The following is a 23,779-nucleotide window of genomic DNA, read 5'->3' on the forward strand; positions in this document are numbered from 1 at the left end:
AAGCTCGCCAGGTCGTCCATGTGTTCTCCTCGTTCGCGTTGCCTTGGGTGGCTCACGAACCGGAGTTCACTGGACGACTTCCGGAACTGTCAAACTACGGATGCCTCCCCGGCAAAGCCGGGGGAACTCCCTTGGGATTAGGAGTGGGGATTGCGAACGAAAAATATTTCGTTATCGATGAGATCAAACCAACTGCCGGTCCACTTTCCACGGAAAACGGGACACGCTCTTTACTTGTAGGCAGTTACGCTATCGGATAAGTCATGTTGTAGCCGAGAAATACTACCAACCAAGCAATCACGACATATTTAGCAAATACGACGCCAAATCCGTCAAAATACCGCATGTTCGTAAAACGAGTTGGAAGATATTTCGTTTCAATCGAGCAAAGAATTATCGAAAGGCCATACGCGACGGATGGGCCAACGAACACAATGGCAATCCCGTGATCATACACGGAACCCAATATCGAGTGCCATGCGATATGGCGGTAGATAATATCGGCTATTAAATTACCGGAAAAGGCCGCAAAAATAAGCGTGGACGAAAAATAATATATGTATTCCAAGGCCATTAGGCCGAGCCGCTTTTTCTTCCCCGCGTACCTAAAAACAATTATCGCCACGGCAACAGCTAGCGAAAACCATAATAGATGCCTCCAATACCACGGATGAACTTCAACTTCATAAGATTCAGACCACCGATATTCACCCGGTCCGTCACGCCACGCCCATTTTATAAAAGACAATCCCATGACCGCAAACGAATACATGAACGAGAGAGCGAACAACTCATAGATAAAACCGGAAAACTCTCGGTATCGCCTATTTTTTAATCCGATATTTGTTATGCCTAGCATTTTATTGATAAACACACGAAGAAAAAACAAGGGAAAGGCCAGCGATAATGGGTACACGTATGCGCCAATAAAAAACACGTCGGCCTGAATGCATAGAAGAAAAAGAAAAGAGGTGATAAATGACGATAATATAATTTTGATAAATAAGATTATCGAAAAACCCTGTCTTGCGATAAAAATAATATAAAAGAGTCCCAAGACGAATGAAAACGAAAAAGAAAGACCAAGAATCAAGTTCACTTCAGTACCGGCTCACGACGAACATCCACAGCATCCACCGCCACCGCCACTGCCGCTACCACCACCAATCCCGAATGCAACCGCACCTCTCCGAAAATGATTTTACGAAAGCAATAGTCGCGAATCCTACCAGAGACATTTTACGCCCCCTTTCGACAGCACTTGCGGATAATGGATGGTCATTCTTTCGATTGATCACCTTTTTACGCCTTTTAATTTAGCAACTCAAGCGTATTTTGCGTCCTTTCAGAAATAATTCGATCAATTCGAACATGCGCGACCAGCGATCTACGGAAATCCCAAGATGAAAGAGTTATTTCTCTAAATCAGAGACGGGCTGGCTACCCACCGTTCAGTTCCTCTCCGACCACCACCACGCGTAAAAACCGAACGCCGCCAGGGGAATCGCAAACACGATCAGCTCCGCCTCGCCCGCGACGAAGATCAGGTTTCCGATCACCGTCATGACGACAATCGCGAGGCCGACCAGATCGAGCCGTGCGATCCAACGCGCGCGCCGGGCGGCGGGCGGCGCGAAGTCGGGCACGTTTTTCAGCGGCAGGAACAGGAAGTAGGGTGCGAGCGTCGCCACGGCGAGCATGACGAAGTGCGACAGGTGGTTCAGCTTGATGAGGTGATCGTCAAGCCGCGTCCGCCGGATTTCGTGCATGCCGAAATGGAACGGGAACGGGATGAGCCCGAACAGCGCACGCCACGCGCCGCGCTCCCAGCGCGTCTGCGCGATGAGCAGATACGGCAAAAGAAAATCGAAGCCGACCGAAAACCACTCGGTGACGCCGCGCTGCACGTCGCGCAACGCGGGCGATTCGCGCATGCCGCGCGGCGGGCGCCACTTCCACCAGTCGAGCCGCCCGGCCGCCGCCTCCATCATCACGGCGAAGGCCATCATCATCGCGCACGCCATGAACAAAACGGCGAACACGTTTTTCGCGTTGTCGCCGCGCCGCGCAAGCAATCGTTCGGCCAGGCACCAGGAGATGTACAGCGAGATGCACCATCCGGCCGCCTCCACCGGGCCGGTGTAGCCCAGGCGAAGAATCGGCACGTCGAAGACGTAGGGCGTGCGTCCGGAGGTGATGATATGGACGAGGTTGCCGCGAAGGATGCCGAACGCGAAGAGCGCGACGAAAAACACGAGTCCGGTCTTCAAGCCGCGCCGCGCGATCGCGTGCGCGACAAGGCAGGCAAACGCGATCGACGCGCACGCGACGAAAATGATCTGGCTTGGCATACGCCCTCGTCAAGAAGGACGACAGCGTACGGAAAAGTCCGGGAGACGGGAAGGCAGAAGGAGTCGGAAAGCCTGGAAGTCTGGAACGTCATCACAAGGTTTCGCAGCGAGGCAAGAAAATGTGTTCTTAGAAGAGTGAACGCGGAAAAAGGGCGCGAAACCTTCGCGGTTGTCGAGTGGCCGAAAACAGCGGCGAGCAAGATCCTTCGCTGTCGCTCAGAATGACGTCGCAAAACGACGAAGCGATTTGCGATGACCTTCCAGCCCTTCAGCCTTCCACTCCTCCAGCCTTCTGGCGTTTCCCGGTGTCGTCCGTGTCTTCCCCGTGCCCTCCGTGTACCGCCGAAATAAAAAAAATCACGGAGAACGTGAAGGTCAGGAGGAGGAGGCAACCTGATTCTGGCTTCACGTCCCCCGTGTTGATGCCGTCGAATTCGGCCGGACGAACGTTTCGCCCTCATCAAGTCGCAAGTCGCGTGCCGTTTTCGGGACGCGCGCGTAAGCGATTGAATTCGCACCCGGAACTCGCGCAAGGCCGTACGGCGCTCTTTCGGGGAACGCAAAAAAACACGCGAATTTTCGTGACGGATTTCAGATATCCGACGCGTCGCCGGGATCGTCCATGAGACACGTGTAGATTTCGCGGCGCGGCACGCCGAACAGATGCGCCACCGCGCGCGCCGCGTCGCTTTTGGAAAAACCATGTTCAACGCACAGCTCGCGCGCGCGGCGAACGAGGTCTGGATCGAGCGCGCCGGCTTCCGGTTCGGGCACGTGTAGGACGATCGTCAACTCGCCGAGCACATCGCGATCGGCCAACGTATTCGCCACCTCGCTTGCGCGCCCGCGGACGACTTCCTCGTACAGCTTGGTCAACTCGCGCACGACAGCGACACGCGGATCATCGAGCGCCTTGGCAAACTCACGCAGCGTGGCGACGACGCGCGCCGGCGACTCGAAGACGACGTGCGTTCCGCCTTTGGCCATCGCGGCGAGGCGCTCGCGACGTTCGGCGCCGCGGCGCGGGAGAAATCCGTGGAAGCAGAAGGGGTGGGGCGGCAGCCCGGAGATCGCCACGCTCGATATCGCCGCGCTTGGCCCGGGCACGACGGTGACGGCGACGCCCGCCTCGACGCACGCCGCGACGAGGCGGTGCCCGGGATCGGAGATGCCCGGATGCCCGCGCGTGGAGACAACGGCGATCGTTTCGCCGGCGGCGCAACGCTGGGCGATTTGGCCGGAGCGTTGCGACTCGTTGGCGTCAAAACACGACAGGAGAGGCCGCTTGATGCCGAGGGCCGCGAGAAGGCGGCCTGTCTCGCGCGTGTCCTCGCACGCGACGGCGTCGCATTCCGCGAGCGCCTGGCGCGCGCGCGTTGAAAGATCGCCGATGTTGCCGATCGGCGTCGCGACAAGGACGAGCTTGCCGGCGCCGCGCGCGGGGCGCGGGGGTTCAGGTTCGGCCAATCTTGCGGCCCTGGCGAATCAGATAAACGATGAGGCCGACGATGATCGCCATGCCCAAAAAAACGCCGAGCCGAAGCGTGGGGACCAGAAAACCGCCGATGATGAACGTGAGCGCGAGGATGAGGGTGATGTAAATCTCGGCGCGCCGGCCTTTTGGGGGCTCGACACGGGGGGCGCTCATGAACAAGAGGTTGCGAATCGTCTGCTGGTAGGTGCGAAAGCGGCGGCGCGCCTCGATGGAGTAGTCGTCCTTGGCGTCAATGAGCGGCGTGTAACGCTTGATGCCCTCGGACAGAAGGCCGTTTTTCACGACGAAGCGAAAGTACGCCTTGTGGGCTTCCTCGTCGTCCGGGTTCGCGAGCACCCGGGCCCACTCGGCCTCCTCCGCCGCGAGCGTTTCCTTGCGTTCGTCCGCGCGACGCGCGGCCTCGGGAGCGAGCGGAGCGGAAGGGGTTGCTTCCGGTCCCCGGGTCTCCTTTTCGGTCATCGAAACCTCTGCTTCTCCGCCGCGATTTTTCGGGCCTGCACGGCCACCATGCCCGGCACCTGCTTGCTGCGCGCGATGCTGATCAGATCCCGGGGGTTCAGGCGATCGAGGTATTTGAGCGCCTGATGGATGGGCGTCTTCGGATTCCAAGTCAGCGATACGACGACAGGATAATGGCGCGTCCAGTCCTTGTTGTGCGCGACCATGCGGATGATCTCCTCCCGCTGCGTCTTGTCCTTGGAGACCTTGATGACCTCCTCGATCGTCAGGCGGGGATTGCGCATGACGCATTCCTGGATCAGGCGATTCGCGCTCTTGATCAGGATGTTGCGCGCCTCGATGTTGCCCTTGAGCGCGAGGCGCATTTTGTTGAGCACCGACATCTTGTTGATGCGCGTCTGGAGCGATTCGCGCTTTTCGCCTTCGAGCTCGGCCTCGGGATCAAGGAGCAGGTCTTCGGCGAAGAGCTCGTCGACATCGAATTCCTCGCGCGCGAGTTTCTCGATGGTGAAGCCTTCGGGAAGCTGCTCCGCGACAAGCGACGCTTCCAGAAGGCGCTCGCGCTCGGCGCGTTCGGCGTCCTCCTTACGAGCCGCTTCCGGCGTCGCCTCCTCGGGGAGCACTCCCGCGGCAAGGCGCTTGGCGGCCAGCACGTCGCGCCAGCTCTTGCCCGTGTGAAGACCAAAGAATTGTTCGGCGCGCTGCACGGATGCGGTCAGCGCGTTCGGATTGTTGGCGAGCTTTTCGATAATCTCCGGCCGGCGGACGTAGCGCGTTTCCTGGTGGGCAATCAACTCGAGCAGGTCCGGCGAATCCGTCGCCTCGGCGATGCGTTCGAACGTCTCGTCCGCGGTATTGCGATTCAGGAGAATGCGTTCGTAGAGATCCGTCCGGCCGAGTTCGCGCGTGCTGAACCAGTGAAGGATCTTCGGCGAGACCGGGCTCGCCAGCACGGTCGCCAACAGCGTGTCCGGAAGCTCGACGAGCGACTTGCGCGCGGCGCGGCGAACGCCGCGATCTTCATCGTTCGCCAAATAGTACAGCGAGGCGACGAGCTCGGCCGTCATCATTGGCAGGCCGCCGGAAGCCGCGGCCATGCGCAGGCCGAGCGGCGCGTCCTCGGGCAGGACGGATTTCAGCCCGGGCGATAGCTCTTCATAGTTCAGTGGTTCGAATGGACGCATGGATGTCCTTATGCCTCACTCCGAAGAATGATCCACGCAATCATATCCAATCCGGAGCGCGGGGTGAACGTCATCATGATCGATCTCGCCGCCCTCGGGCGAAGGCGCAAAACGCTTCGGCGTCGAGCGCGTTCAAAACGTCGGCCTTGCCGCATCCGGCCTTCCGCGCCATGTCGATGCCAAACGCATCGAACGCAAGTTGCGCCTCGCTATGAGCATCCGGGCCGATAGAGACGCGGATTCCCGCGGCGATCGCGCGGCGCACATGCCGCCAGTCGAGGTCCAGGCGATGCGGATTTGCGTTGATTTCGATCGCCGCGCCGTATTTTTCGCAGGCGGCCAGCATCTCGTCGATATCGATCTCATAAGGCTCGCGCGAAAGCAAAAGACGGCCGGTCGGATGGCCGAGAATGGTCACGAAGGGCGAGGCGATCGCCGCCAGAACCCGCGCGGTCATCTGCTCGCGCGTCATCTGGAATCCCGCGTGAACGCTCGCGATGACGAAGTCGAACGTTTCGAGAACGTCGTCGGGATAATCCAGCGAGCCGTCGCGAAGGATATCGCACTCAATGCCCTTGAGCACGCGAAAGTCGGTGAACCGGGCGTTGAGCCCGTCGATCTCGGCGTGCTGCCGCTTCACCTCGTCGATCGACATGCCGCCGGCGACGGTGCTGCTTTTGCTGTGATCGCAGATGCCGGCGTATCGATAACCCATGGCCTGCGATGCCTCGGCCATGGCGCGCACGCTTGCGGTGCCGTCGGAGTATTGCGTGTGCATGTGAAGAACGCCGCGCAGATCGCCGCGTGTCACGAGCGCGGGCAGCGTACCCGCGGCCGCCTGATCGATCTCGCCAAGCCCTTCGCGCAACTCCGGCGGAACGAAGGCGAGATCCAGGTGTTTGTAAACGGCGGCTTCGTCCGGGCAAGGGAGCATCGACAGGCCTCGGGCAACGCCGCGCGCGTCGAGCGACAGCCCGAGCGATTCGGCGCGCCGGCGAAGCTCGTCAACGTGCGCCGCCGAGCCGGTATCGTGAACGAGCGCCGCAAAAAATGCGTTTTCCGGTACGAGACGGACGCGGCAGATCATGCCCGATGGCAGTCGGACGGAGTGAATCGCGGGGTCCGGCAACGCGACGTTTGAGACCCCCTCGCGTTCGGTGAACGCGCGCGCCGCGGCGTCGATGTCCTTCGCGCAGGCGACAAGATCGATGGCGTCGACGACCTCCATCCTCCGGCGGACGGCGCCCGCGATCTCCACGCGCGTCGCGTGCGGCGCAAGAAACGCGGCCTCGCGCGCCGCCTCGCGCGTCGCCACCTGCAGATGAAACAGGCCCTCGTAGGTGCGCACGCGCGCGATACCGGCAAGGATGGCCGACTGCTTTTTCGCGCCGAAACCGCCGAGGGCCGTCAGGCGCCCGTCGCGGGCCGCCGTTTCGAGTTCGTCGAGGCTTGCGATGCCGAGCTCCAGATGCAGACGGCGCGCGGTCTTGGCGCCGACGCCCGGGATCGCCAACAGCGTCGTCAACCCGGCGGGCAGGGAGGCCTCGATCTCCTCGGCAAACGACATGCGCCCGGTGTCGAGATATTCCGTAAGCTGCCCGCCGAGCGCCGCGCCGAGGCCGCGAATCGCACCTTTCGCGGCGGCGGCCCGAAGCTCGCCGACGCCACCCTCGAACGCCTCGATGAGCCGCGCCGCGCGCTGATACGCACGCACCTTGAACTCGTTTTCGCCCGAAAGCTCAAGCAACACGGCCGCCCGGTGAAAGGCTTTCGCGGCGTCCTTCTTGTCGGCCATCAGGCCTCGCCGAGCGCGGCGCGCAACACCGCGTCGCCGTGCCCGTCAACTTTCACGTTCCGCCACTGGCGGGCGACGTTGCCATTCTCGTCGATCAGAAACGTCGAACGGATAACACCCTCGCTTGTCTTGCCGTATTTGGTGCGCATCCCCCACGCGCCGTAGGCGTTGTGTACGCTCGCGTCCGCGTCGGTGAGGAGAAGGAAGGGAAGGTCGTATTTATCGGCGAAGCGCCGGTGCGACTCGGCGCCGTCGCGCGAGACGCCGACGATGACCGTATTCGCGTTCTTGAAGTCCGCGTTCATGTCGCGGAACCGGCAGGACTCGGCCGTGCACCCGGGGGTGTCGTCCTTCGGGTAGAAATAAAGCACAACCTTCTTGCCCGCGAAATCGGCGAGGCGCCGCGTTTCGCCCTGGGCGTCCGGCAGCGCAAAATCCGGCGCCGGCTTTCCGGTCAGGTCATCACTCATGATTTCCTCCGTGATGGGCATGGCGCGCCTCGGCCCGTTCGACCGATCGCCAGCCGAGTTCAAACGCCTTTCGAAGCGCATTCGGGTGTTTCAGGATGTCGCCGCGCGAGTCCACCTGCGGGACGTTCAGGCGTTCGACCGCCCGGCCGTAGAGAGTCTGCATCAGGAAGTGAAACGCGTGATTCATGCCGAAAAAATTCTTGAAACTTCGCGCGCCTCCAACCGCGAGCAGGTACCCGTCCGGGCCCGGCGTCGGGCGGTCGGGCCATTCGAGAATGTAGCGCCTTGCCCAATAGCCCTGGAAGCGGTCGATGAAGTTTTTCGTCGAGCCCGGATACCCCGACCAGTACACCGGCGACGCGAGCGCGAAAACATCCGCTTCCTGGATCCGCTCGGCCAGCGGAGGATGGTCGTCCCCGATCTTGCAGCGGCCCGCCGCCTCGCACGGGCCGCAGTCGTCGCATGGCGCGATCGAAAGGCCGCGCAGCACCACAATCTCGACGGTTCCGCCCGCCAGCTCGGCACCGCGGACAAACGCGGTCAAAAGCAGGTCGGAGTTCGCGTCCGGCCGAGGGCTCCCTGCCACGGCGATCACCCGCGTCATGGGTGCTCGTGCCTTCCGGTCATGTGCGTTAAGGTACGCATCCGTCGCCTTTGGCGTGAAGGGGGGTTGACGTTGCCTGTGCGCGCCGTCATTCATGCCGCGTCATGTTTGCCCCAACGTGGGCCAAGCGCAAGCGGAGATCGAGCTTGGGAGCAACGGAAAAAACGACAACCGACGAAGCGCCGGAGGTCCCCCGGGGGCGCCTCGCGGAGTTGCTGAGAGCGGTGGACCGGCGCAAAACCCTCCTGATCCTCGCCCACAACAACCCCGATCCGGATGCCATCGCCGCGGCGTTCGGCTTGCGTCATATCATCCGGCAAACGAGCGGCATCCGCTGCCGCCTCGCGTACGGCGGGCTCATCGGCCGCGCGGAAAACATCGCGATGGTGAAGCTCCTACGCATCCCCATTCACAAGTTGAGCCCGGGGCAGGTCGCGCGTTACAAGCAGGTGGCGCTCGTGGACTGCTCCGGCGGGCCGAACACGCAGGCGCAAAACCTGAAAAACGTGCGCGTCATCGTCGATCATCACAAGGCCCGCCGTCCGCGCGGCGTGAAAGGCTCCATCAGCGGCGTGTTCGCGGACATCCGCCCGGAGTACGGGGCGACCTCGTCGATCATCACGGAGTACATCCGCGAAAATAACATTCCCATCAACGCGCGCATCGCCACGGCGCTTTACTACGGCATCAAGACCGACGTTTCCGACACGGGGCGCGACAGCTCCGACGCGGATATCAAGATGATGCAGTTCCTGTTCGGCGCGATGAGCCTGCGCTGGTTGTGGCGCATCGAACGCGCGCCGATCCCGCGCGAGTACATCGCCCACTACTCCGATTCCGTGCGCAACGCGAGGATCGTGCAGGATCTCGTGATGTCGGACCTGGGCGCGGTCGCGGCGCCGGAGTCGGTAGCGGAGATGTCGGACTTTCTCCTGAAGGTGAAAGGCGCGCGCTGGAGCCTTTGCCTTGGCGACAAGAAAGGCGTGCTCTACTTCTCCATACGCACCTCGCACCGCGGGCGGCAGCTTGGGCGCATCGCGGCGCGGCTGGCGGGAAAAAAGGGCTCCGGAGGCGGGCACGACAAATCGGCCGGCGGGCAGATAACGCTTGACGGCCTTCCCGACACGGCGGTCATTCAACTTCGCAACGATCTCATGACGCGCTTTGGCAAATCCATCGGCCGCGACGCCGCGAATGCGGCGTGGCTGGTATCAAGGCCGGCGGACGCGGCTGCGGACGGCGTCGTTGTGGCGGAAGTCGATTGAGTCGGAATTTTCACCGCGAAGGCGCGAAGAGCGCGAAGTATCATCATACCCTTCGCGTCCTTCGCGTCTTCGCGGTAAAGAAAAAATCATGACGGAGTCGAAAAACCCCTTCGGCCCGAAATTCCACTGCCTCAAGTGCAGCTACATCTACGACCCGGCGGTCGGCTGCCCGGTGAAAGGCGTTCCGCCGGGCACGCCGTTTCGCGAGCTGCCCGATGGTTTCGAATGCCCCCAATGCGGCGCCGACCTCACGCAGTTCGAACGCCTGGATCGATGGATGGATCGGACGAGACGGGGCGGGTGAGGTTTCGTGGTGTGCCCGGCCCGCGCGGATTGACAGTCCCCCGCCAAGCCCCTATAAACGTCGCGATTTCCCTCCTTTCCGACGGAAGGCCCGCGCATGAAACGGCTCGTTGTGACAACGCTGGCGATGGTCTTTTTGCTTGCCGCCTCCGGTGTCGGCCATGCCTGGATGGTCGGCCATGAGGACTTCTGGGTTCGCCTCGACAATGGCGAATACTGGGGCCATCTGAACGGCGTCCACCTGTCCAAAATGAAGGCGAAATTCGACACGCAGGGTTTGCAGACGCTGACCTACCGCATGACGCCGCTTCGCGGGCTCGTGCGTTTCGTGGATCTCGAGGTCGTCGTCGGCGGCGAGGTGAAATACCGCCGCTCGAGCGAGCGCGCGATGAACATGGATTTCCACTTCCTCGAAACCGTGGATAAGCACTTTGACGACCACGTCGTGTTCGAAAAGCCGGTCGAGGGCTTCAACTACGCGGACGGCAAGGTGCTCTGGTACTTCGAGGGCGGCGGCAAGAAATACGTGGTGACGTGGGTCATGGCGGACGACACCGTGACGACGCACCTTGTGGCGGAGTGACACGGCGAACGCCGTAGTCGCCCCGGCGCTTTCCGTGCGCCGAAACGTCGATACCCGTATCCTCCCGGCCCGCTTTCGGCGGAGCGTCGTTCGCGGCTCGGACATCGCGGGAAACCGCGTCCGGGCCGTACGAACATTCACGATCGCGATGCTTTCGCTTTTTGCCGTGTCCTGCGGTTATGGCCGCGAGTCGCGCGGCGTCAATCTTCCCGAAAAGGTGCGCCGCGTGGCCGTGCCGGTCTTCCGCAACGACACCACCGAGGCCGGACTCGAGGCCGTCGTCACCGACGCCGTGCGTCGCGAGTTTCTGCTGCACCGCTTCGTCGGCACGACGGACATGGACAACGCGGACGCGGTGGTCGTCGGCATCATCCGCAAATTTTCCACCAAACCCATCAGCTTTTCCGAGGGCGACTTCGCCGTGGAATACCGCGCGTCGATCCAGGTTTCGCTTGCGATCGTTCTGCCCGACGGCGTGCCGCTCTGGACCGACCGCAACATCAACGAGGTGCAGGAATACCGGGCCACGCCGGACATCTTCGAGTCCGAGGCGAACAAGGCTTCGGCGATCCGGCGCATGGCCGAGGATCTGGCACGCGATTTCCACGCGCGCGTGTTTGACGGATTCCCACAATGACACTCGACGAGCTTGAAAAACGGCTGGCGAAGAGCGTGCCGCGCGTGGCGGTGGTGCTCGGCGATCCGTACCGCGTCGGGCTCGCCGTTTCGCGCATCAAGGAGGCTGCCCTGGAGCCGGCGTTCGCCTCGCTGAACCTCGACACCTTCCGCGCGGGCGAGGACGACCTGTCGGGTATCCCCGCGCTGATGCGCACTTATCCGATGATGGCGCGGCGCCGCGTCGTGGCGATCGCGAACGCGGAGGGACTCGTCAAGGCCAGGGGCGGCAAGGCGCTTGTCGACGCGCTCGGCGAGATCGCGAAAAAGGAAGCGATCGACACCTGCTGCCTCATCGTGCACGGGGAAAGCCTCGACAAACGCACGTTGCTCGCCAAGGCGGCCAAGAGCGAAGACATGCTCATCGAGTTTAGCCGCATCTTCGAGCGCGACGTGGCCGGGTGGGCAAAGACGATCGCGAAAAAATACCGCGTGAAGCTCGCGGCGGACGCGGCGGACGGGCTCGTGCAGCGGGTCGGAACGGACCTTGCGCGCCTTGATCGCGAGATCGAAAAGGCGAGCCTGTTCGCGGGCGAGGGCGCGACGCTTTCCGCGGCGGATATCGCCGCGGTGAGCGCGGGCGCGTCGCCGGAGTCGATCTTCAATCTCACCGACGCGCTCGGCGAGCGCCATCGCGAAAAAGCGCTTGTGTCGTTATGGGGCGTGCTGGAAGCGGGGGAAGAGCCGATCGGCGTGGGCGCGCGCCTTTACCGGCACCTGCGCACGATCGCCGAGGCCCGCGAGATGCTCGATGCGCGCACGCCGGCCGCGCAGATCGAGTCCGAACTTGGCGTTCATCCGTTTGTCGCGAAAAAGGTCGTGAATCAGGCGCGCGCGTGGGCGTCGGCGGAGCTGCGCCGCGCGATGCATCGGTTGACCGAGACGGATTTTGCGCTGAAGGACGGCCGCCCGCGCGGCGGCCTTATCCTGGAAAAGCTGGTGCTTGACCTGTGCCGCCCGTCACGTGGCCGACGATAGGCGATGAACCTTTCGGGCCATGCGCGAGATCTTGCGGGAGGCGGTCTTCTTCTTGAGGATGCCCTTGCTCGCCGCCTTCGCGACGCGGGATTCCGCCACTCGCAGCGCGTCGGCCGCGGCCTTCGCGTCACCGGATTCGATGGCATCGGCCGCCTGCTTGGCGAGCGTGCGGACGGTGCTGCGCTCCTGCCGGTTGGCGGCGCGCCGTTTTTCGGACTGGCGGTGCCGTTTCACCGCGGATTCATGATTCGCCAAAGCAATAACTCCAGAGTCTGTCGGGGAATTTGCCCCTATGAAGGCGCCAATGTATAGGCGCGCGAGTTTGCGCTGTCAAGAAGGAGGATCGAGGATTGAGGATCGAGGATTGAGTCAGGTCGTCTCATCATCGCGGTCGCTGATCACCTGGCCGTTCATCGCGCCGGCGGTCGCCCGTGGTCCGTCGATCGCCGCCTCCCGCGCGTTATTCCGCCGAGTCATGAAATGAGCGAGCGCGGCAACGTCATCCGCGCGGCGACGACCGTTTCCGCGTTGACCATGATCAGCCGCGTGACAGGTTTTGTTCGCGACGCGGTGATCGCCGCGTATTTCGGCGCGGGGCTTCAAAACGACGCCTTCGTCGCCGCGTTCCGCATCCCGAATCTCTTGCGCCGGCTTTTCGGCGAGGGGGCGCTGACCGCGAGCTTTATCCCGATCTTCACCGAGGTCCGCGAGCATCAAGGCGAAGAGCGCGCGAAGGAACTTTTTTCGATCGCGTTCAGCGTCGTTGTCGTCATCCTCGCCGCGACGACGGCGCTCGGCATCGCGTTCGCCAAGCCGATCGTCGATCTTCTCGCGCCCGGTTTCGTGGAATCGCCCGAAAAGGACGCGCTGACGCTTCTGCTTTTGCGCGTCATGTTTCCTTACGCAATTCTCATCTGCCTGGTCGCGCTTTTCATGGGCGTCCTGAACGCGGGCGGGCGCTTTTTCGCGCCGGCCTTCGCGCCAGTGCTGCTGAATCTGTCGATGATCGCCTCGGCGTTGTTTTTCGTGAACCGCCTGGAGTTGCCCGTCATGGCGCTCGCGATCGGGGTGCTCGCCGGCGGCGTTTTGCAATTGGCGTTGCAGTTGCCGTATTTGAAAAGGCTCGGCTACTGGCCGCGCTGGCGCTTCGTGCCGAGCGACCCGGACCTGCGCCGCATCGTGATTCTGCTTTTGCCGAGCCTGATCGGGATTTCCGTTTACTCCATCAACGTTTTTCTCAACACGCGGTTCGCATCGCTTCTGGGCAGCGGCACCGTCAGCTACATATTTTACGGTGACCGCCTGATGGAGCTGCCGCAGGGGATCTTCGCCATCGCTCTCGGCACCGCGATCTTGCCCGCCATGTCGCGCCACGCGGCGCGCGGCGAGCGTGCGGAGCTGCTTGGCACGCTGAATTTCGCGCTCCGTTCCGTTACGGCGCTTATCATCCCCATCGCCGCGGGCATGTTCGTGCTGTCCGAGCCGATCATCAACGTGCTTTTCCAGCGCGGACGCTTCGACTACGAGGCCACGGTGAAGACCGCCGAGGTTCTGCGCATGTACACCTTCGGGCTCGCGTTCTTCTCGGCGTTGCGCGTTATCGTGCCGACATTTTACGCGCTCAAGGATACGCTGACGCCCGCGCTCGTCGCGCTCGCGACGATGTTCGTCAACATTTTCTGCGCGATTTCGTTCATGGGCCCGACGGTTTCCGACGCCGATCCGTTCCTTTACCAATACACGCGCGCGTTCAATCCCACCGGGCCGATGGCGCACGCGGGGCTCGCGCTCGCCAACTCCGTTTCCGCGCTGTTCAATTTTTCGATCGTTGTCGTGATTTTACGCAAGCGCCTCGGTCGGATCGGCGCGCGGCAGCTTATCAAGACGCTTGCCGCGAGCGCCGCCGCGTCCGCGGTGATGGCGCTTGCGGTGGCGAAAATCGCGACCTGGTATGACTTCACGACCTCCGGGGCGAACGCGGGCAAGATCGCGGGGCTCGTTCTTGCCATCGGCGCGGGCGTTGTGGTGTACTTCGCCGTCCTTTTCCCCTTCGACAGGGAGATTCTTTCGGTTATCATCCGCGCCGTCCGGCGGCGACGCCTCGTGAAGCTGCCGGAGGGAGAGACCCCATGAAAGTCACGAACCTCGATCACCTGAACCTGAGCGTCGCCGATTTTGACGAGACGGTGGACTGGTACCACCGCGTCTTCGGCTTCGACCTTGTCGAGAAAAAGACGATGGACGACGGCACGGTGTGGGGCGTCATTCGCTGCGGCGACGCGATGCTCTGCGTCTACGAGCACCCGGAGCGCACGCACATGTCCTCCGACGAAATGGCGGACAGCGGCGTGCACGGCGTGGCGCATTTCGGTCTGCGCATCACGGACCGCGCGGCCTGGGAAGAGACGATCAAACGCGAAAACATCGAGGTGGAATACGGCGGCGCGGTTCGCTGGCCGCATTCGCATGCGTGGTACATCACGGATCCCACGGGTTACGAAATCGAGGTCGTCCTCTGGGACGACAATCAAATCCGCTTCGACTAGGCGGCGCGTCGCGCCGGGACCGAAATTTCATGGCTCATCGAATCGAGGTTGTCTTCAGGGACGCCGCCACCGACGCTCCGGGGCGCAAAATCGCGCGACGTATCCGCGACGATCTGCACCTGCCGGTGCACGACGTGCGCACCGTGTCGGTCTATACGCTCGACGCCGATCTTTCCGCCGGGGAGCTCGCCGCGCTCGCGGCCGGCCCGTTCGCCGATCCGATCATACAGGACGCCTATGTCGATCGGCCGGCCGCGCACGGATTTGCTTTCGACTGGCTGATCGAAATCGGGCTGCTGCCGGGCGTCACGGATAACGTCGGGCGCACCGCGCGCGAATCCGCCGAGACGCTGCTTGACCGCAAACCTTTTTCGGGACAGGGCGTCTACGCTTCGACGCAATATCTGCTTTCCGCGGAAATCGACGCGGAAGCTGTGGGACACATCGCGCGCGACCTGCTGGCCAACGGCCTCATCAACCGCTGGACGATCCTGCCGCGCGCGGACGTGACTGAATCAAAAGGGGTGCCCGCGCACGTGCCGAAGGTCGAAGGCGGCGCGGTCGCCGACGTGGAATCGATCGATCTCGAGCTGTCCGATGCCGAGCTGCTCGCGCTTTCGCGCGCAAAGACGCTGGCGTTGAATCTCGACGAGATGCGGACGATCCGCGATTTCTACCGGCGCGAGGATATCCGCGCGGCACGCGCGTTGATGAATCTGCCGCCCGATCGGCCGACGGATGTGGAGCTGGAGACGCTCGCGCAGACGTGGTCCGAGCACTGCAAGCACAAGATATTCGCCGCGACAATCGACTATGAGGAAGACGGCCGGCGCGAGACGATCGAGAGCCTGTTCAAAACGTGCATTCAGGGTTCGACAGCCGCAATCCGCAGGGCGAAAGGCGCGGGCGATCTTTGCCTGTCCGTCTTCACCGACAACGCGGGCGTCATCCGCTTCACCGACGACTGGTCGCTGGTGATGAAGGTCGAGACGCACAACTCGCCGTCCGCGCTCGATCCCTACGGGGGCGCTCTGACGGGCATCGTCGGCGTCAACCGCGATCCCTTCGGCACGGGAATCGGCGCGCGGCTCGCGTTCAATACGGATGTTTTCTGCTTTGCGTCGCCGTTTTTCGAGGATGAGTTGCCACCGCGCCTTCTGCACCCCAAGCGCGTGCTCGAGGGCGTTCGCGAGGGCGTGGAGCACGGCGGCAACAAGAGCGGCATTCCGACGATCAACGGCTCCATCGTGTTCGACGAGGATTTTCTCGGAAAGCCGCTCGTTTTTTGCGGCACGGGCGGGCTTCTGCCGGCGACAATTCACGGCAAACCGGGCCACGAAAAGGAAATCCGCGCCGGTGACCTCGCCGTCATGGCCGGCGGTCGCATCGGCGCCGACGGCATCCACGGCGCGACTTTTTCGAGCGAGGAACTGCACGAGGGCAGCCCCGCGACCGCGGTTCAGATCGGCGACCCGATCACGCAAAAGCGCATGTTCGATTTTCTGCTCATCGCGCGCGATCGCGGGCTGTATCGCAGCATCACCGACAACGGCGCGGGGGGTCTGGCGTCGAGCATCGGAGAGATGGCGCGCTCGTGCGGCGGCTGCGAAATCAACCTCGATCGAGCGCCGCTCAAATACCCCGGCCTTGCGCCGTGGATGATCCTGCTGTCGGAGTCGCAGGAGCGCATGAGCCTCGCGGTGCCGCCTGAAAAAATCGAAGCTTTTTCCGCGCTCGCCGCGAAGATGGACGTGGAGGTCAGCGTCGTCGGCACTTTCAACGATTCAGGGCGGTTTGACGTGCGTTTTCACGATCGCATCGTCGCGTCGCTACCGATGGACTTTCTGCACGACGGCGTGCCGGTCATGCGCCTCGCCGCACGCTGGACGCCGCCCGCGCTCGCGAAACGTTTCGAGCGCGAGAAGGAAGATTACGGCGCGACGCTGCGCGGCCTGCTGGCGCGTTTGAACATCTGTTCAAAAGAATACGTCGTTCGCCAATACGATCACGAGGTGCAGGCCGGTTCGGCGGTGAAGCCGATGTGCGGCGCCAACGCCGACGGTCCCTCCGACGCCGCCGTCTGGCGCCCGCTTCTCGATCGCATGGACGCGGCCGTCGTGTCGCACGGGCTTGTGCCGCGATATTCGCGGATCGACGCTTACGACATGGCCTCATGCGCGATCGACGAGGCGGTGCGCAACGCCGTGGCGACCGGCGCTGACCCCGATCGCATGGCGGGACTCGATAACTTTTGCTGGTGCGATCCCGTGAAGACGGACGCGAACCCCGACGGCGATTACAAGCTTGCGCAACTCGTCCGCGCAAACCGGGCGGTTTACGACGTCACCGTCGCTTACGGCGTCCCGTGCGTCTCCGGCAAGGACTCGATGAAAAACGACTACATCAACGCCGGGCAGAAAATCTCCATTCCGCCCACGTTGCTGTTCACCGTCGTCGGCGTCATCCCCGACGCAGGCAAGGCCGTCACGATGGACGTGAAAGCCGCGGGCGATCTCGTCTACGTCCTCGGAACGACGCGCGCCGAGCTTGGCGCGTCGGAGTACCAGCAACACCACGGCGACGCGCTCTCGGCGGACGTGCCGCGCGTGGATACCGACGCGAACCTTGCGTTGTACCGTGCGCTTCATCGTGCGATGGGCGCGGGACTCGTGCGTTCGTGCCATGACTGCTCGGACGGCGGACTCGCGGTGGCGCTCGCGGAGTCCGCGTTCGCCGGCGGCTTCGGCATGCGCGTCGATCTGACCGGCGCGAGCATCGATGGCGAAACGCTCTCGCCCGCGGAAATGCTCTTTGCCGAAAGCGCCGGGCGTTTCGTCGCCACCGTCGCGCCGGAAAACGCCGAGGCTTTCGAGGCCGCGCTCGCATCGTGCGCGATCGCGCGCGTCGGCGAGGTGACGAATTCGACGCGCCTTGTCGCCCGGTACGGCGACGAAATTCGCGTCGATGAGGACATCAACGATCTGCGGGCCGCCTTCAAGGCGACGCTCGATTTTTGAGGGGTAGGGCATTGGCGAAGGTTCGATCCATCGTCGTCACCGGCAACGGCGTCAACTGCGAGCGCGAGATGGCGCACGCAAACGTTCTGGCCGGGGCGAGCGCGGACATCGTGTCGATCTACGACCTGCTCGCGGGCGAGGTTTGCCTTGACGAATACCAGCTCGCGAACTTCCCCGGCGGCTTCCTTGACGGCGACGATATGGGAAGCGCGAAGGCGGGCGCGAACCGCTACCGGCACGCGCGCATTGCGGGCGGCGGCGAGCGCCTGTCGGATCAGCTCGCGCGTTTTATTGAGTCGGGCAAGTGCGTTATCGGCGTGTGCAACGGGTTTCAGCTCATTATCAAGCTCGGGTTGCTGCCCGCGCTGGATGGACGCTATTTCGAACAAACCGCGACGCTGACCTTCAACGATCGCGGCCGTTTCGAGGACCGCTGGGTGCGCATGAAGGCGGATCCGGAATCGCCGTGCGTTTTCACCCGCGGAATCGAAACGATGGAATTACCAGTGCGTCACGGCGAGGGAAGGCTCGTCGCCGCGTCGGATGACGTGCTGCGCGCGGTCGAGGATCGCCGCCTCGTGCCGCTTCGCTACGTCGACGCGGCGGGGCGCCCGACCGAGAGCTATCCTGAAAATCCGAACGGCAGCCCCGGCGGCATCGCGGCGCTCTGCGATGAAACCGGGCGCGTGTTTGGCATGATGCCGCATCCGGAGGCCTTCCTTCACCGCACGAATCACCCGCGCTGGACGCGCGAGCCGATGCCCGACGAAGGGCAGGGGCTGGCGATCTTCCGCAACGCGGTCGCGTATTTATCCGAAGCGTAATCGGGCCGGGCCGGGACTTGCGAAACCGCCGTTTCGCGTTGACACTCTTCAAGAGCGCGTGATAAGGAAAGCGCCGGTTTGGAGCGGATTTCCTGCGCCAGTAGCTCAGATGGATAGAGCAACGGACTTCTAATCCGTAGGTCGCAGGTTCAAGTCCTGCCTGGCGCGTATTCGGGCGCCGGGCCTCGCGCGTCGTCCCGCATGGTGGGCATAGCTCAGTTGGTTAGAGCGCCAGGTTGTGGCCCTGGAGGTCGTGGGTTCGATCCCCATTGCTCACCCTTCCAAAGAAAAACGCGCGAGTGAGCGAAATCAAAGCAGGATCAGCGGCTCGCGTTTTTCGACCTCGTCGCCGCCCGGACCCATGACAAAGCGCCCCAGCAGATTGAAGCAAAACGGAATGCTGCTCGGCCGGGCGGCCAGATCCGGCAGCGTCGCGGATACGGCGTAAGCCAGCATCGCGACGTCATCGTCACCGCTCTCTCGGCAAAACCACGCGAAATTCAGAAGTCGCGTCGCGAATCCTTCGCGGACTTCCGCCCGGCTGAAATAGCGATCGACCGATTCGGCGATGAGCCGCCGCGCCTGCGCTTCGCGGCCCGCCGCATCGCCCGGGCCGCCGAGCACGCCATGGAGCTCCCGTTCGAACGTTTTCAGTTCGATCGGGCCGATGATCCACGTTTTCGCGAGCGGATGGTCGAAGATCTTGCCCGAATCGGCGAGGCGCTTTTCGGGGAACTCGAGTTCCATCGGGCGCACGTCCTCGAAAAACGGATGGCGCTCCGGCAGCTCGCCGACGCCGCGCAGATACGACATCGCGGTCACGAATCCCGGCGGCAGCGACAATCCGCGCGCCTGGGTGCGTTCGCGAGCCACGTTGATGAGATACGCCGCCACCTCGGGCGCGATATCAAGGACGCGATCAGGCAGCTTTTCCCGCATATCCGCGACGAGCGCCTTGGCCTTGGCGCGCGTTTCGATCGAGGACGCCACACCCGCGACGCCGTCGCGATCGCTCTCCACGACGCGGACCAGACGCGCACCCTGGCTTACCTCGCGGCCGATCAGGATGAGCCGCTCGCCGTGCGAATCGAACGCCGTCACGACGCACGGCAGCTCTCCGGATTCGGCCGGCCCGCCACGCCGCCAGCCGCGTTTGGCCGTTGCGGGGACGCTGACGCCGCGCATTTTCAACGTGTGAAGATGCTGGCGCGCCGACTTGGCCAGGTTCTTGTCTTTCGACTCGTCGCGAACGCGCGCCAGCACGTCGACGCGCTCGTTTTCAATCAGATACTCCAGAAACGCCTCCTGAAAAGGGGGCGTCAACGCCTGGATGCGCGCTGGAAAATCCGGCTCGCCGATCTTTTTCAGCAACGGCCGCGCGGCGTCCAGATGCTGCAAAAAGTCCTGATCGATGATGCCGTCCGCGGCCGTGTAGGCATCGAGGTTGGACTCGAAGTTTTTTGTATCCGTAAGCAGGCGGGCCAGCGCCTTTGCGCCGCGCCGAGCGCGTTTTTGGTCGTCCAGAAAGCTCATTGTTTTCTCCAAAGCCGGTGCCGGGGCCGGGCGTGGCGGATGATTAGCACAGCTTTCGCGTGCGCCAAAGCCATTCGGCGAGTCCGGTACCGGTTTGACGGGAATTCTCGCGGCGTGATAGAAATTTTCGGTTTCTTTCAAGGACTTGCGAATGAGGCACCACAGCGCGCCGGTGCGCCGGCCAGACGCCGGCGTGGCGCGCATCAAATCGTGCGAGCGACGTTCGAATTCCCGGAAATTCCGCGTGCTTGCCGTGCCGATTCTCGTGATCGCCGTCCTTTTTTCAGGGGTGGCGCCAAACGCGCACGCCGCCGGATTTTTTACAGGTGAAATCGGCGCGCGTACCTCGGGCAAGGGCGGCGCGAACATCGCCGGCGAGGACACCCCAAACGCCCTTTATTTGAATCCCGCGGCGCTCTACCGCGTGCGCGGATCGAACCTGATGGCGCAGGCGGACTTCGACATCTACCGCACATATTACAGGCGCGAGCCGTATCTGCCGGGCCAGTACAACCGAAATCCGCTTGACACGATCCCCGGCCTTTTCGTCACGACCGACTTCGGTGAGGACAAGGACGTCACATTCGCCTACGGCATGTACGGCCCCTACGGGGTCACGGCGCGTTACCCGGAGACGCACGCCGGCCGCTACAACGTCATCGAAACGAATTCCTCGCAGGTCTATTTCAGCAGCGGGCTGGGCTTCAAGATCGCTCCGTGGCTCGCGCTTGGCGGCGGCATCTCGCTCATCAACGTTTCGATCCGCAATTTCTACGGTTTCACGGTTGTCGGAGAACGCGATCCGCGCTACGACACCGTCGCGGAGTTCTACGCGCACAACAAGACGCGCCCCGCCTGGTTCGCGGGTTTCATCCTGTTTCCCGATGACAAGGTCCAGATCGCGGCGTCGATGATTCCGCGGCTGGCGCGGATGAAGTTCACGGGCTACCTCCGCGCGGAACTACCCCCGCTTTATGGGGCGATTCTTGGCGAAGACGTATACAAGGACGAATTGAAAACGCACGTCGATTACCCCGAGCAGTACCGGTTCGGGCTTCGTTTCGTGCCGATGGATCTTTTCGATATCGAGTTCGGCGCGACCTTCATCCCGTGGAGTCTCGTCGTGGGATACGACATCGACCTTGAGGACGAGGTGCTCATCAAGGATTTTTTCCTGCCGCTTGAGTGGCGCGACGCCTGGACCTATCGCGTCGGCACGGACTGGAAAGTGCACAAGAACTTCCGCGTACGCGCGGGGTATTTTTATGAAGAAGGCGCGACGCCGGAGGAATCGCTCGGCGCGGGCGCGATCGATACCAATCGCCACGGATACGCCGTCGGCTTTTCCGCGACGTTCTTTGGCGTCACGACGGACTGGGCGTACAATCACATCGCGCTCGACGATTACGTCGTGCCGGCCAATCCCGAGGCGGATGTCCTCGACGACGGCCGCGGCTATATCGATGGAGCCTACGACCGCATCATCGGCGCCGTCATTTTGAACGCCGAAGGCATGGTTCAGGCGTTCAAGGGAAAGAAAAAATGAGTTCGTCAAAATCCGAATGGGAGAAAAACACGCTTCGCGGCGCATCCGAGCGCGATGTCCGCTTCACCACCGTCTCTGACGCGCCGGTCGATACGCTTTACACGAGCGAGGACCTCGCGGATATCGATCCGGAAACCGACCTCGGTTTTCCCGGCGAGTATCCCTACACGCGCGGCATCCACCCGAACATGTACCGCGGTCGCCTGTGGACGACGCGCATGTTCGCGGGCTTCGGCACGAGCGAGGATACGAACAGGCGCTACCACTACATCCTCTCGCAAGGGGGCACGGGGCTGTCCGTCGCATTCGATTTCCCGACGCTCTACGGCCGCGATTCCGACGACGAACGCTCGCGCGGGGAGGTCGGCCGCTGCGGCGTCGCCATCGACACGCTCGCGGACATGGAAACGCTCTTTTCGGGCATCGACCTCGGCAAGGTCTCCACGTCCATGACGATCAACCCGCCCGCCGCGATCATGCTGGCGATGTACATTTCCGTCGCGGAAAAAAACGATGTGCCGCTGTCCGCGCTTCGCGGCACCGTGCAAAACGACATGCTCAAGGAGTTTATCGCGCAGAAGACCTGGATTTTCCCGCCGGAGCCGTCGCTGCGTCTTGTCATCGACATTGTGGAATTCTGCACGCGCCACGTACCGCAGTGGAACCCCGTGTCGATCTCCGGCTACCACATCCGCGAGGCCGGCAGTACGGCCGTGCAGGAGTTGGCGTTCACGCTGGCCGACGGATTCGCCTACGTGCGGTCGGCCGTCGAGCGCGGGCTGGCCGTCGACGATTTCGCGCCGCGTTTCTCGCATTTTTTCAACGCGCATAACGACCTGTTCGAGGAGGTCGCCAAATACCGCGCCGCGCGGCGTATCTGGGCGCGCGTCATGCGCGAAAAATTCGGCGCCAAAAATCCCGCGAGCTGGCGCCTTCGCTTCCACGCGCAAACCGCGGGCTGTTCGCTCACCGCACAGCAGGCGCTCAACAACGTCGTGCGCACGACCGTGCAGGGGCTTGCCGCCGTGCTCGGCGGATGCCAGAGCCTGCACACGAATTCGTACGACGAAACGCTTGCGCTCCCGACGGAGGAGTCCGTGCGCATTGCCATGCGTACGCAGCAGATCCTTGCAGAGGAGTCCGGCGTGGCGAACACGGTTGATCCGCTTGCGGGTTCTTATTATGTTGAATCGCTGACGAGCCGGATGGAGGCCGAAGCCCTCGACTACATCCGGAAAATCGACGAAATGGGCGGCATGCTCACCGCCATCGAGAACGGTTACCCCCAAAAGGAAATTTCGAACGCGTCGTATCTCTACCAGCGCCAGGTCGACGAAAACGTGAAGACGGTCGTCGGCGTCAACGCTTTCGCGGACGAGAACGAAACGCAGGAGATTCCGCTTTTGAAAATCACCGACGCGGACGAAAAACGACAGATCGCGCGGCTCGATCGCGTGAAGTCCGAGCGCGACTCCGACGCCTGCCGGCGTGCGCTCGCGGCGTTGACGGAAAAAGCGAAGGGTCGCGACAATCTGCTGCCGGCCATTCTCGAGTGCGTTCGCGCTTATGCGACCGAAGGCGAGATCGTCGGCGCGATGAAGCCCGTTTTCGGGGAATATTCGGATCCCGCCTGGCTTTGAGGCGGACGGACGAGGAGACCATGACAGTCGAGCGCAAGCTGAGAATCCTGATCGGCAAGCCCGGCCTCGATGGGCATGATCGCGGCGCGAAGGTCATCGCCCGCGCGCTGCGCGACGCGGGATACGAGGTCATTTACACCGGCCTTCATCAGACGCCGGACATGATCGTCAACGCGGCGATTCAGGAAGACGTGGACGCGGTCGGCCTGTCGATCCTCTCCGGCGCGCACAACCACCTGTTTCCCGCCATCCTTTCGAAGCTGAAGGACGCGGGGCTGTCGGATATCGCGCTTTTCGGCGGCGGGATCATCCCCGACGACGACATCCCCAAGCTGATGGAGGTCGGCGTCAGGCGATTGTTCACGCCCGGGACGCGAATCAAGGACGTGGTCACGTTTATCGAAAGCGAAATCCGCCCGCTCGTCAAAGAGTGAGCGTCTTTTCGCGGCGCTGTTTTCGCGCCGCGCCTGCTTGAAATGAATTGAACGGCCGCACGCGGCCGGGGCTGCTT

Annotated in this window: 22 protein-coding genes and 2 tRNA genes; 14 read left to right on the plus strand and 10 right to left on the minus strand. The window is 62.7% G+C overall.

What is annotated here, in order from left to right; genetic code table 11:
- Positions 1-244 precede the first annotated feature (244 nt).
- From K8I61_19875 to K8I61_19910, 8 genes are all read right to left on the minus strand, one after another.
- Positions 245-916, minus strand: coding sequence for a hypothetical protein (locus K8I61_19875; GenBank protein MBZ0274304.1), 672 nt, complete (start codon positions 914-916; stop codon positions 245-247).
- 535 nt (positions 917-1,451) lie between these two features.
- Positions 1,452-2,351, minus strand: a complete 900-nt coding sequence (locus tag K8I61_19880) for a hypothetical protein (protein MBZ0274305.1) — start codon at positions 2,349-2,351, stop codon at positions 1,452-1,454.
- A gap of 591 nt (positions 2,352-2,942) precedes the next feature.
- On the minus strand, positions 2,943-3,818 hold the full coding sequence (gene rsmI, locus K8I61_19885; protein ID MBZ0274306.1) for a 16S rRNA (cytidine(1402)-2'-O)-methyltransferase: 876 nt from the start codon (positions 3,816-3,818) through the stop codon (positions 2,943-2,945).
- On the minus strand, positions 3,805-4,305 hold the full coding sequence (locus K8I61_19890) for a hypothetical protein (GenBank protein MBZ0274307.1): 501 nt from the start codon (positions 4,303-4,305) through the stop codon (positions 3,805-3,807). The genes rsmI and K8I61_19890 overlap by 14 nt, the downstream gene beginning before the upstream one ends.
- Positions 4,302-5,489: a hypothetical protein gene (locus K8I61_19895; GenBank protein MBZ0274308.1), complete on the minus strand. Its 1,188-nt coding sequence runs from the start codon at positions 5,487-5,489 to the stop codon at positions 4,302-4,304. Before K8I61_19895 ends, K8I61_19890 begins: the two co-directional genes overlap by 4 nt.
- A gap of 73 nt (positions 5,490-5,562) precedes the next feature.
- Complete coding sequence (gene polX, locus K8I61_19900) at positions 5,563-7,284, minus strand: DNA polymerase/3'-5' exonuclease PolX (protein ID MBZ0274309.1); 1,722 nt, start codon at positions 7,282-7,284, stop codon at positions 5,563-5,565.
- Entirely contained in the window at positions 7,284-7,754 is a 471-nt protein-coding gene (bcp, locus tag K8I61_19905) for a thioredoxin-dependent thiol peroxidase (protein ID MBZ0274310.1), read from the minus strand. Before bcp ends, polX begins: the two co-directional genes overlap by 1 nt.
- Positions 7,747-8,358, minus strand: a complete 612-nt coding sequence (locus K8I61_19910) for a flavodoxin family protein (protein MBZ0274311.1) — start codon at positions 8,356-8,358, stop codon at positions 7,747-7,749. The genes bcp and K8I61_19910 overlap by 8 nt, the downstream gene beginning before the upstream one ends.
- A gap of 146 nt (positions 8,359-8,504) precedes the next feature.
- Between K8I61_19910 and K8I61_19915 the strand changes: the two genes are divergently transcribed.
- From K8I61_19915 to holA, 5 genes are all read left to right on the plus strand, one after another.
- Positions 8,505-9,623, plus strand: a complete 1,119-nt coding sequence (locus tag K8I61_19915) for a DHH family phosphoesterase (GenBank protein MBZ0274312.1) — start codon at positions 8,505-8,507, stop codon at positions 9,621-9,623.
- An 88-nt stretch (positions 9,624-9,711) separates the two neighbouring features.
- On the plus strand, positions 9,712-9,927 hold the full coding sequence (locus K8I61_19920; GenBank protein ID MBZ0274313.1) for a rubredoxin: 216 nt from the start codon (positions 9,712-9,714) through the stop codon (positions 9,925-9,927).
- Between the two features lie 96 nt (positions 9,928-10,023).
- Positions 10,024-10,509, plus strand: a complete 486-nt coding sequence (locus K8I61_19925; GenBank protein MBZ0274314.1) for a hypothetical protein — start codon at positions 10,024-10,026, stop codon at positions 10,507-10,509.
- 148 nt (positions 10,510-10,657) lie between these two features.
- The gene (locus K8I61_19930; GenBank protein MBZ0274315.1) at positions 10,658-11,146 is read left to right on the plus strand and encodes a hypothetical protein; all 489 of its coding nucleotides are present in this window, start codon (positions 10,658-10,660) and stop codon (positions 11,144-11,146) included.
- Positions 11,143-12,162 (plus strand): DNA polymerase III subunit delta, encoded by a 1,020-nt coding sequence (holA, locus tag K8I61_19935; protein ID MBZ0274316.1) that lies wholly within the window; start codon positions 11,143-11,145, stop codon positions 12,160-12,162. The genes K8I61_19930 and holA overlap by 4 nt, the downstream gene beginning before the upstream one ends.
- Here the strand turns inward: holA and rpsT are convergent.
- Positions 12,145-12,417 (minus strand): 30S ribosomal protein S20, encoded by a 273-nt coding sequence (gene rpsT, locus K8I61_19940; GenBank protein ID MBZ0274317.1) that lies wholly within the window; start codon positions 12,415-12,417, stop codon positions 12,145-12,147. The genes holA and rpsT overlap by 18 nt on opposite strands.
- 225 nt (positions 12,418-12,642) lie before the next feature.
- On the opposite strand from rpsT, the gene murJ reads away from it, so the two are divergent.
- From murJ to K8I61_19970, 6 genes are all read left to right on the plus strand, one after another.
- The gene (gene murJ, locus K8I61_19945; GenBank protein MBZ0274318.1) at positions 12,643-14,295 is read left to right on the plus strand and encodes a murein biosynthesis integral membrane protein MurJ; all 1,653 of its coding nucleotides are present in this window, start codon (positions 12,643-12,645) and stop codon (positions 14,293-14,295) included.
- Positions 14,292-14,708 (plus strand): VOC family protein, encoded by a 417-nt coding sequence (locus K8I61_19950; GenBank protein MBZ0274319.1) that lies wholly within the window; start codon positions 14,292-14,294, stop codon positions 14,706-14,708. Before murJ ends, K8I61_19950 begins: the two co-directional genes overlap by 4 nt.
- Before the next feature lie 29 nt (positions 14,709-14,737).
- Positions 14,738-17,725 (plus strand): phosphoribosylformylglycinamidine synthase, encoded by a 2,988-nt coding sequence (locus K8I61_19955; protein ID MBZ0274320.1) that lies wholly within the window; start codon positions 14,738-14,740, stop codon positions 17,723-17,725.
- Between the two features lie 11 nt (positions 17,726-17,736).
- On the plus strand, positions 17,737-18,549 hold the full coding sequence (locus K8I61_19960) for a phosphoribosylformylglycinamidine synthase subunit PurQ (protein ID MBZ0274321.1): 813 nt from the start codon (positions 17,737-17,739) through the stop codon (positions 18,547-18,549).
- Between the two features lie 94 nt (positions 18,550-18,643).
- Positions 18,644-18,717, plus strand: a tRNA-Arg gene (locus K8I61_19965).
- Between the two features lie 36 nt (positions 18,718-18,753).
- A tRNA-His gene (locus tag K8I61_19970) sits at positions 18,754-18,827 on the plus strand.
- Positions 18,828-18,858: 31 nt separating this feature from the next.
- On the opposite strand, the gene K8I61_19975 is transcribed toward K8I61_19970, so the two are convergent.
- The gene (locus tag K8I61_19975) at positions 18,859-20,082 is read right to left on the minus strand and encodes a hypothetical protein (protein MBZ0274322.1); all 1,224 of its coding nucleotides are present in this window, start codon (positions 20,080-20,082) and stop codon (positions 18,859-18,861) included.
- A 151-nt stretch (positions 20,083-20,233) separates the two neighbouring features.
- Here K8I61_19975 and K8I61_19980 point away from each other — a divergent pair, with 151 nt between their 5' ends.
- From K8I61_19980 to K8I61_19990, 3 genes are read left to right on the plus strand one after another with little or no spacing between them, the layout of a single operon-like run.
- Complete coding sequence (locus K8I61_19980; GenBank protein ID MBZ0274323.1) at positions 20,234-21,628, plus strand: outer membrane protein transport protein; 1,395 nt, start codon at positions 20,234-20,236, stop codon at positions 21,626-21,628.
- Positions 21,625-23,268 carry a methylmalonyl-CoA mutase family protein gene (locus tag K8I61_19985; protein ID MBZ0274324.1) on the plus strand — a complete coding sequence of 548 codons (1,644 nt, stop codon included), beginning with the start codon at positions 21,625-21,627 and terminating at the stop codon, positions 23,266-23,268. Before K8I61_19980 ends, K8I61_19985 begins: the two co-directional genes overlap by 4 nt.
- Positions 23,269-23,288: 20 nt before the next feature.
- The gene (locus K8I61_19990; GenBank protein ID MBZ0274325.1) at positions 23,289-23,702 is read left to right on the plus strand and encodes a cobalamin B12-binding domain-containing protein; all 414 of its coding nucleotides are present in this window, start codon (positions 23,289-23,291) and stop codon (positions 23,700-23,702) included.
- Positions 23,703-23,779 lie beyond the last annotated feature (77 nt).

This window comes from bacterium (assembly GCA_019912885.1).
Lineage (GTDB): Bacteria > Lernaellota > Lernaellaia > JACKCT01 > JACKCT01 > JAIOHV01.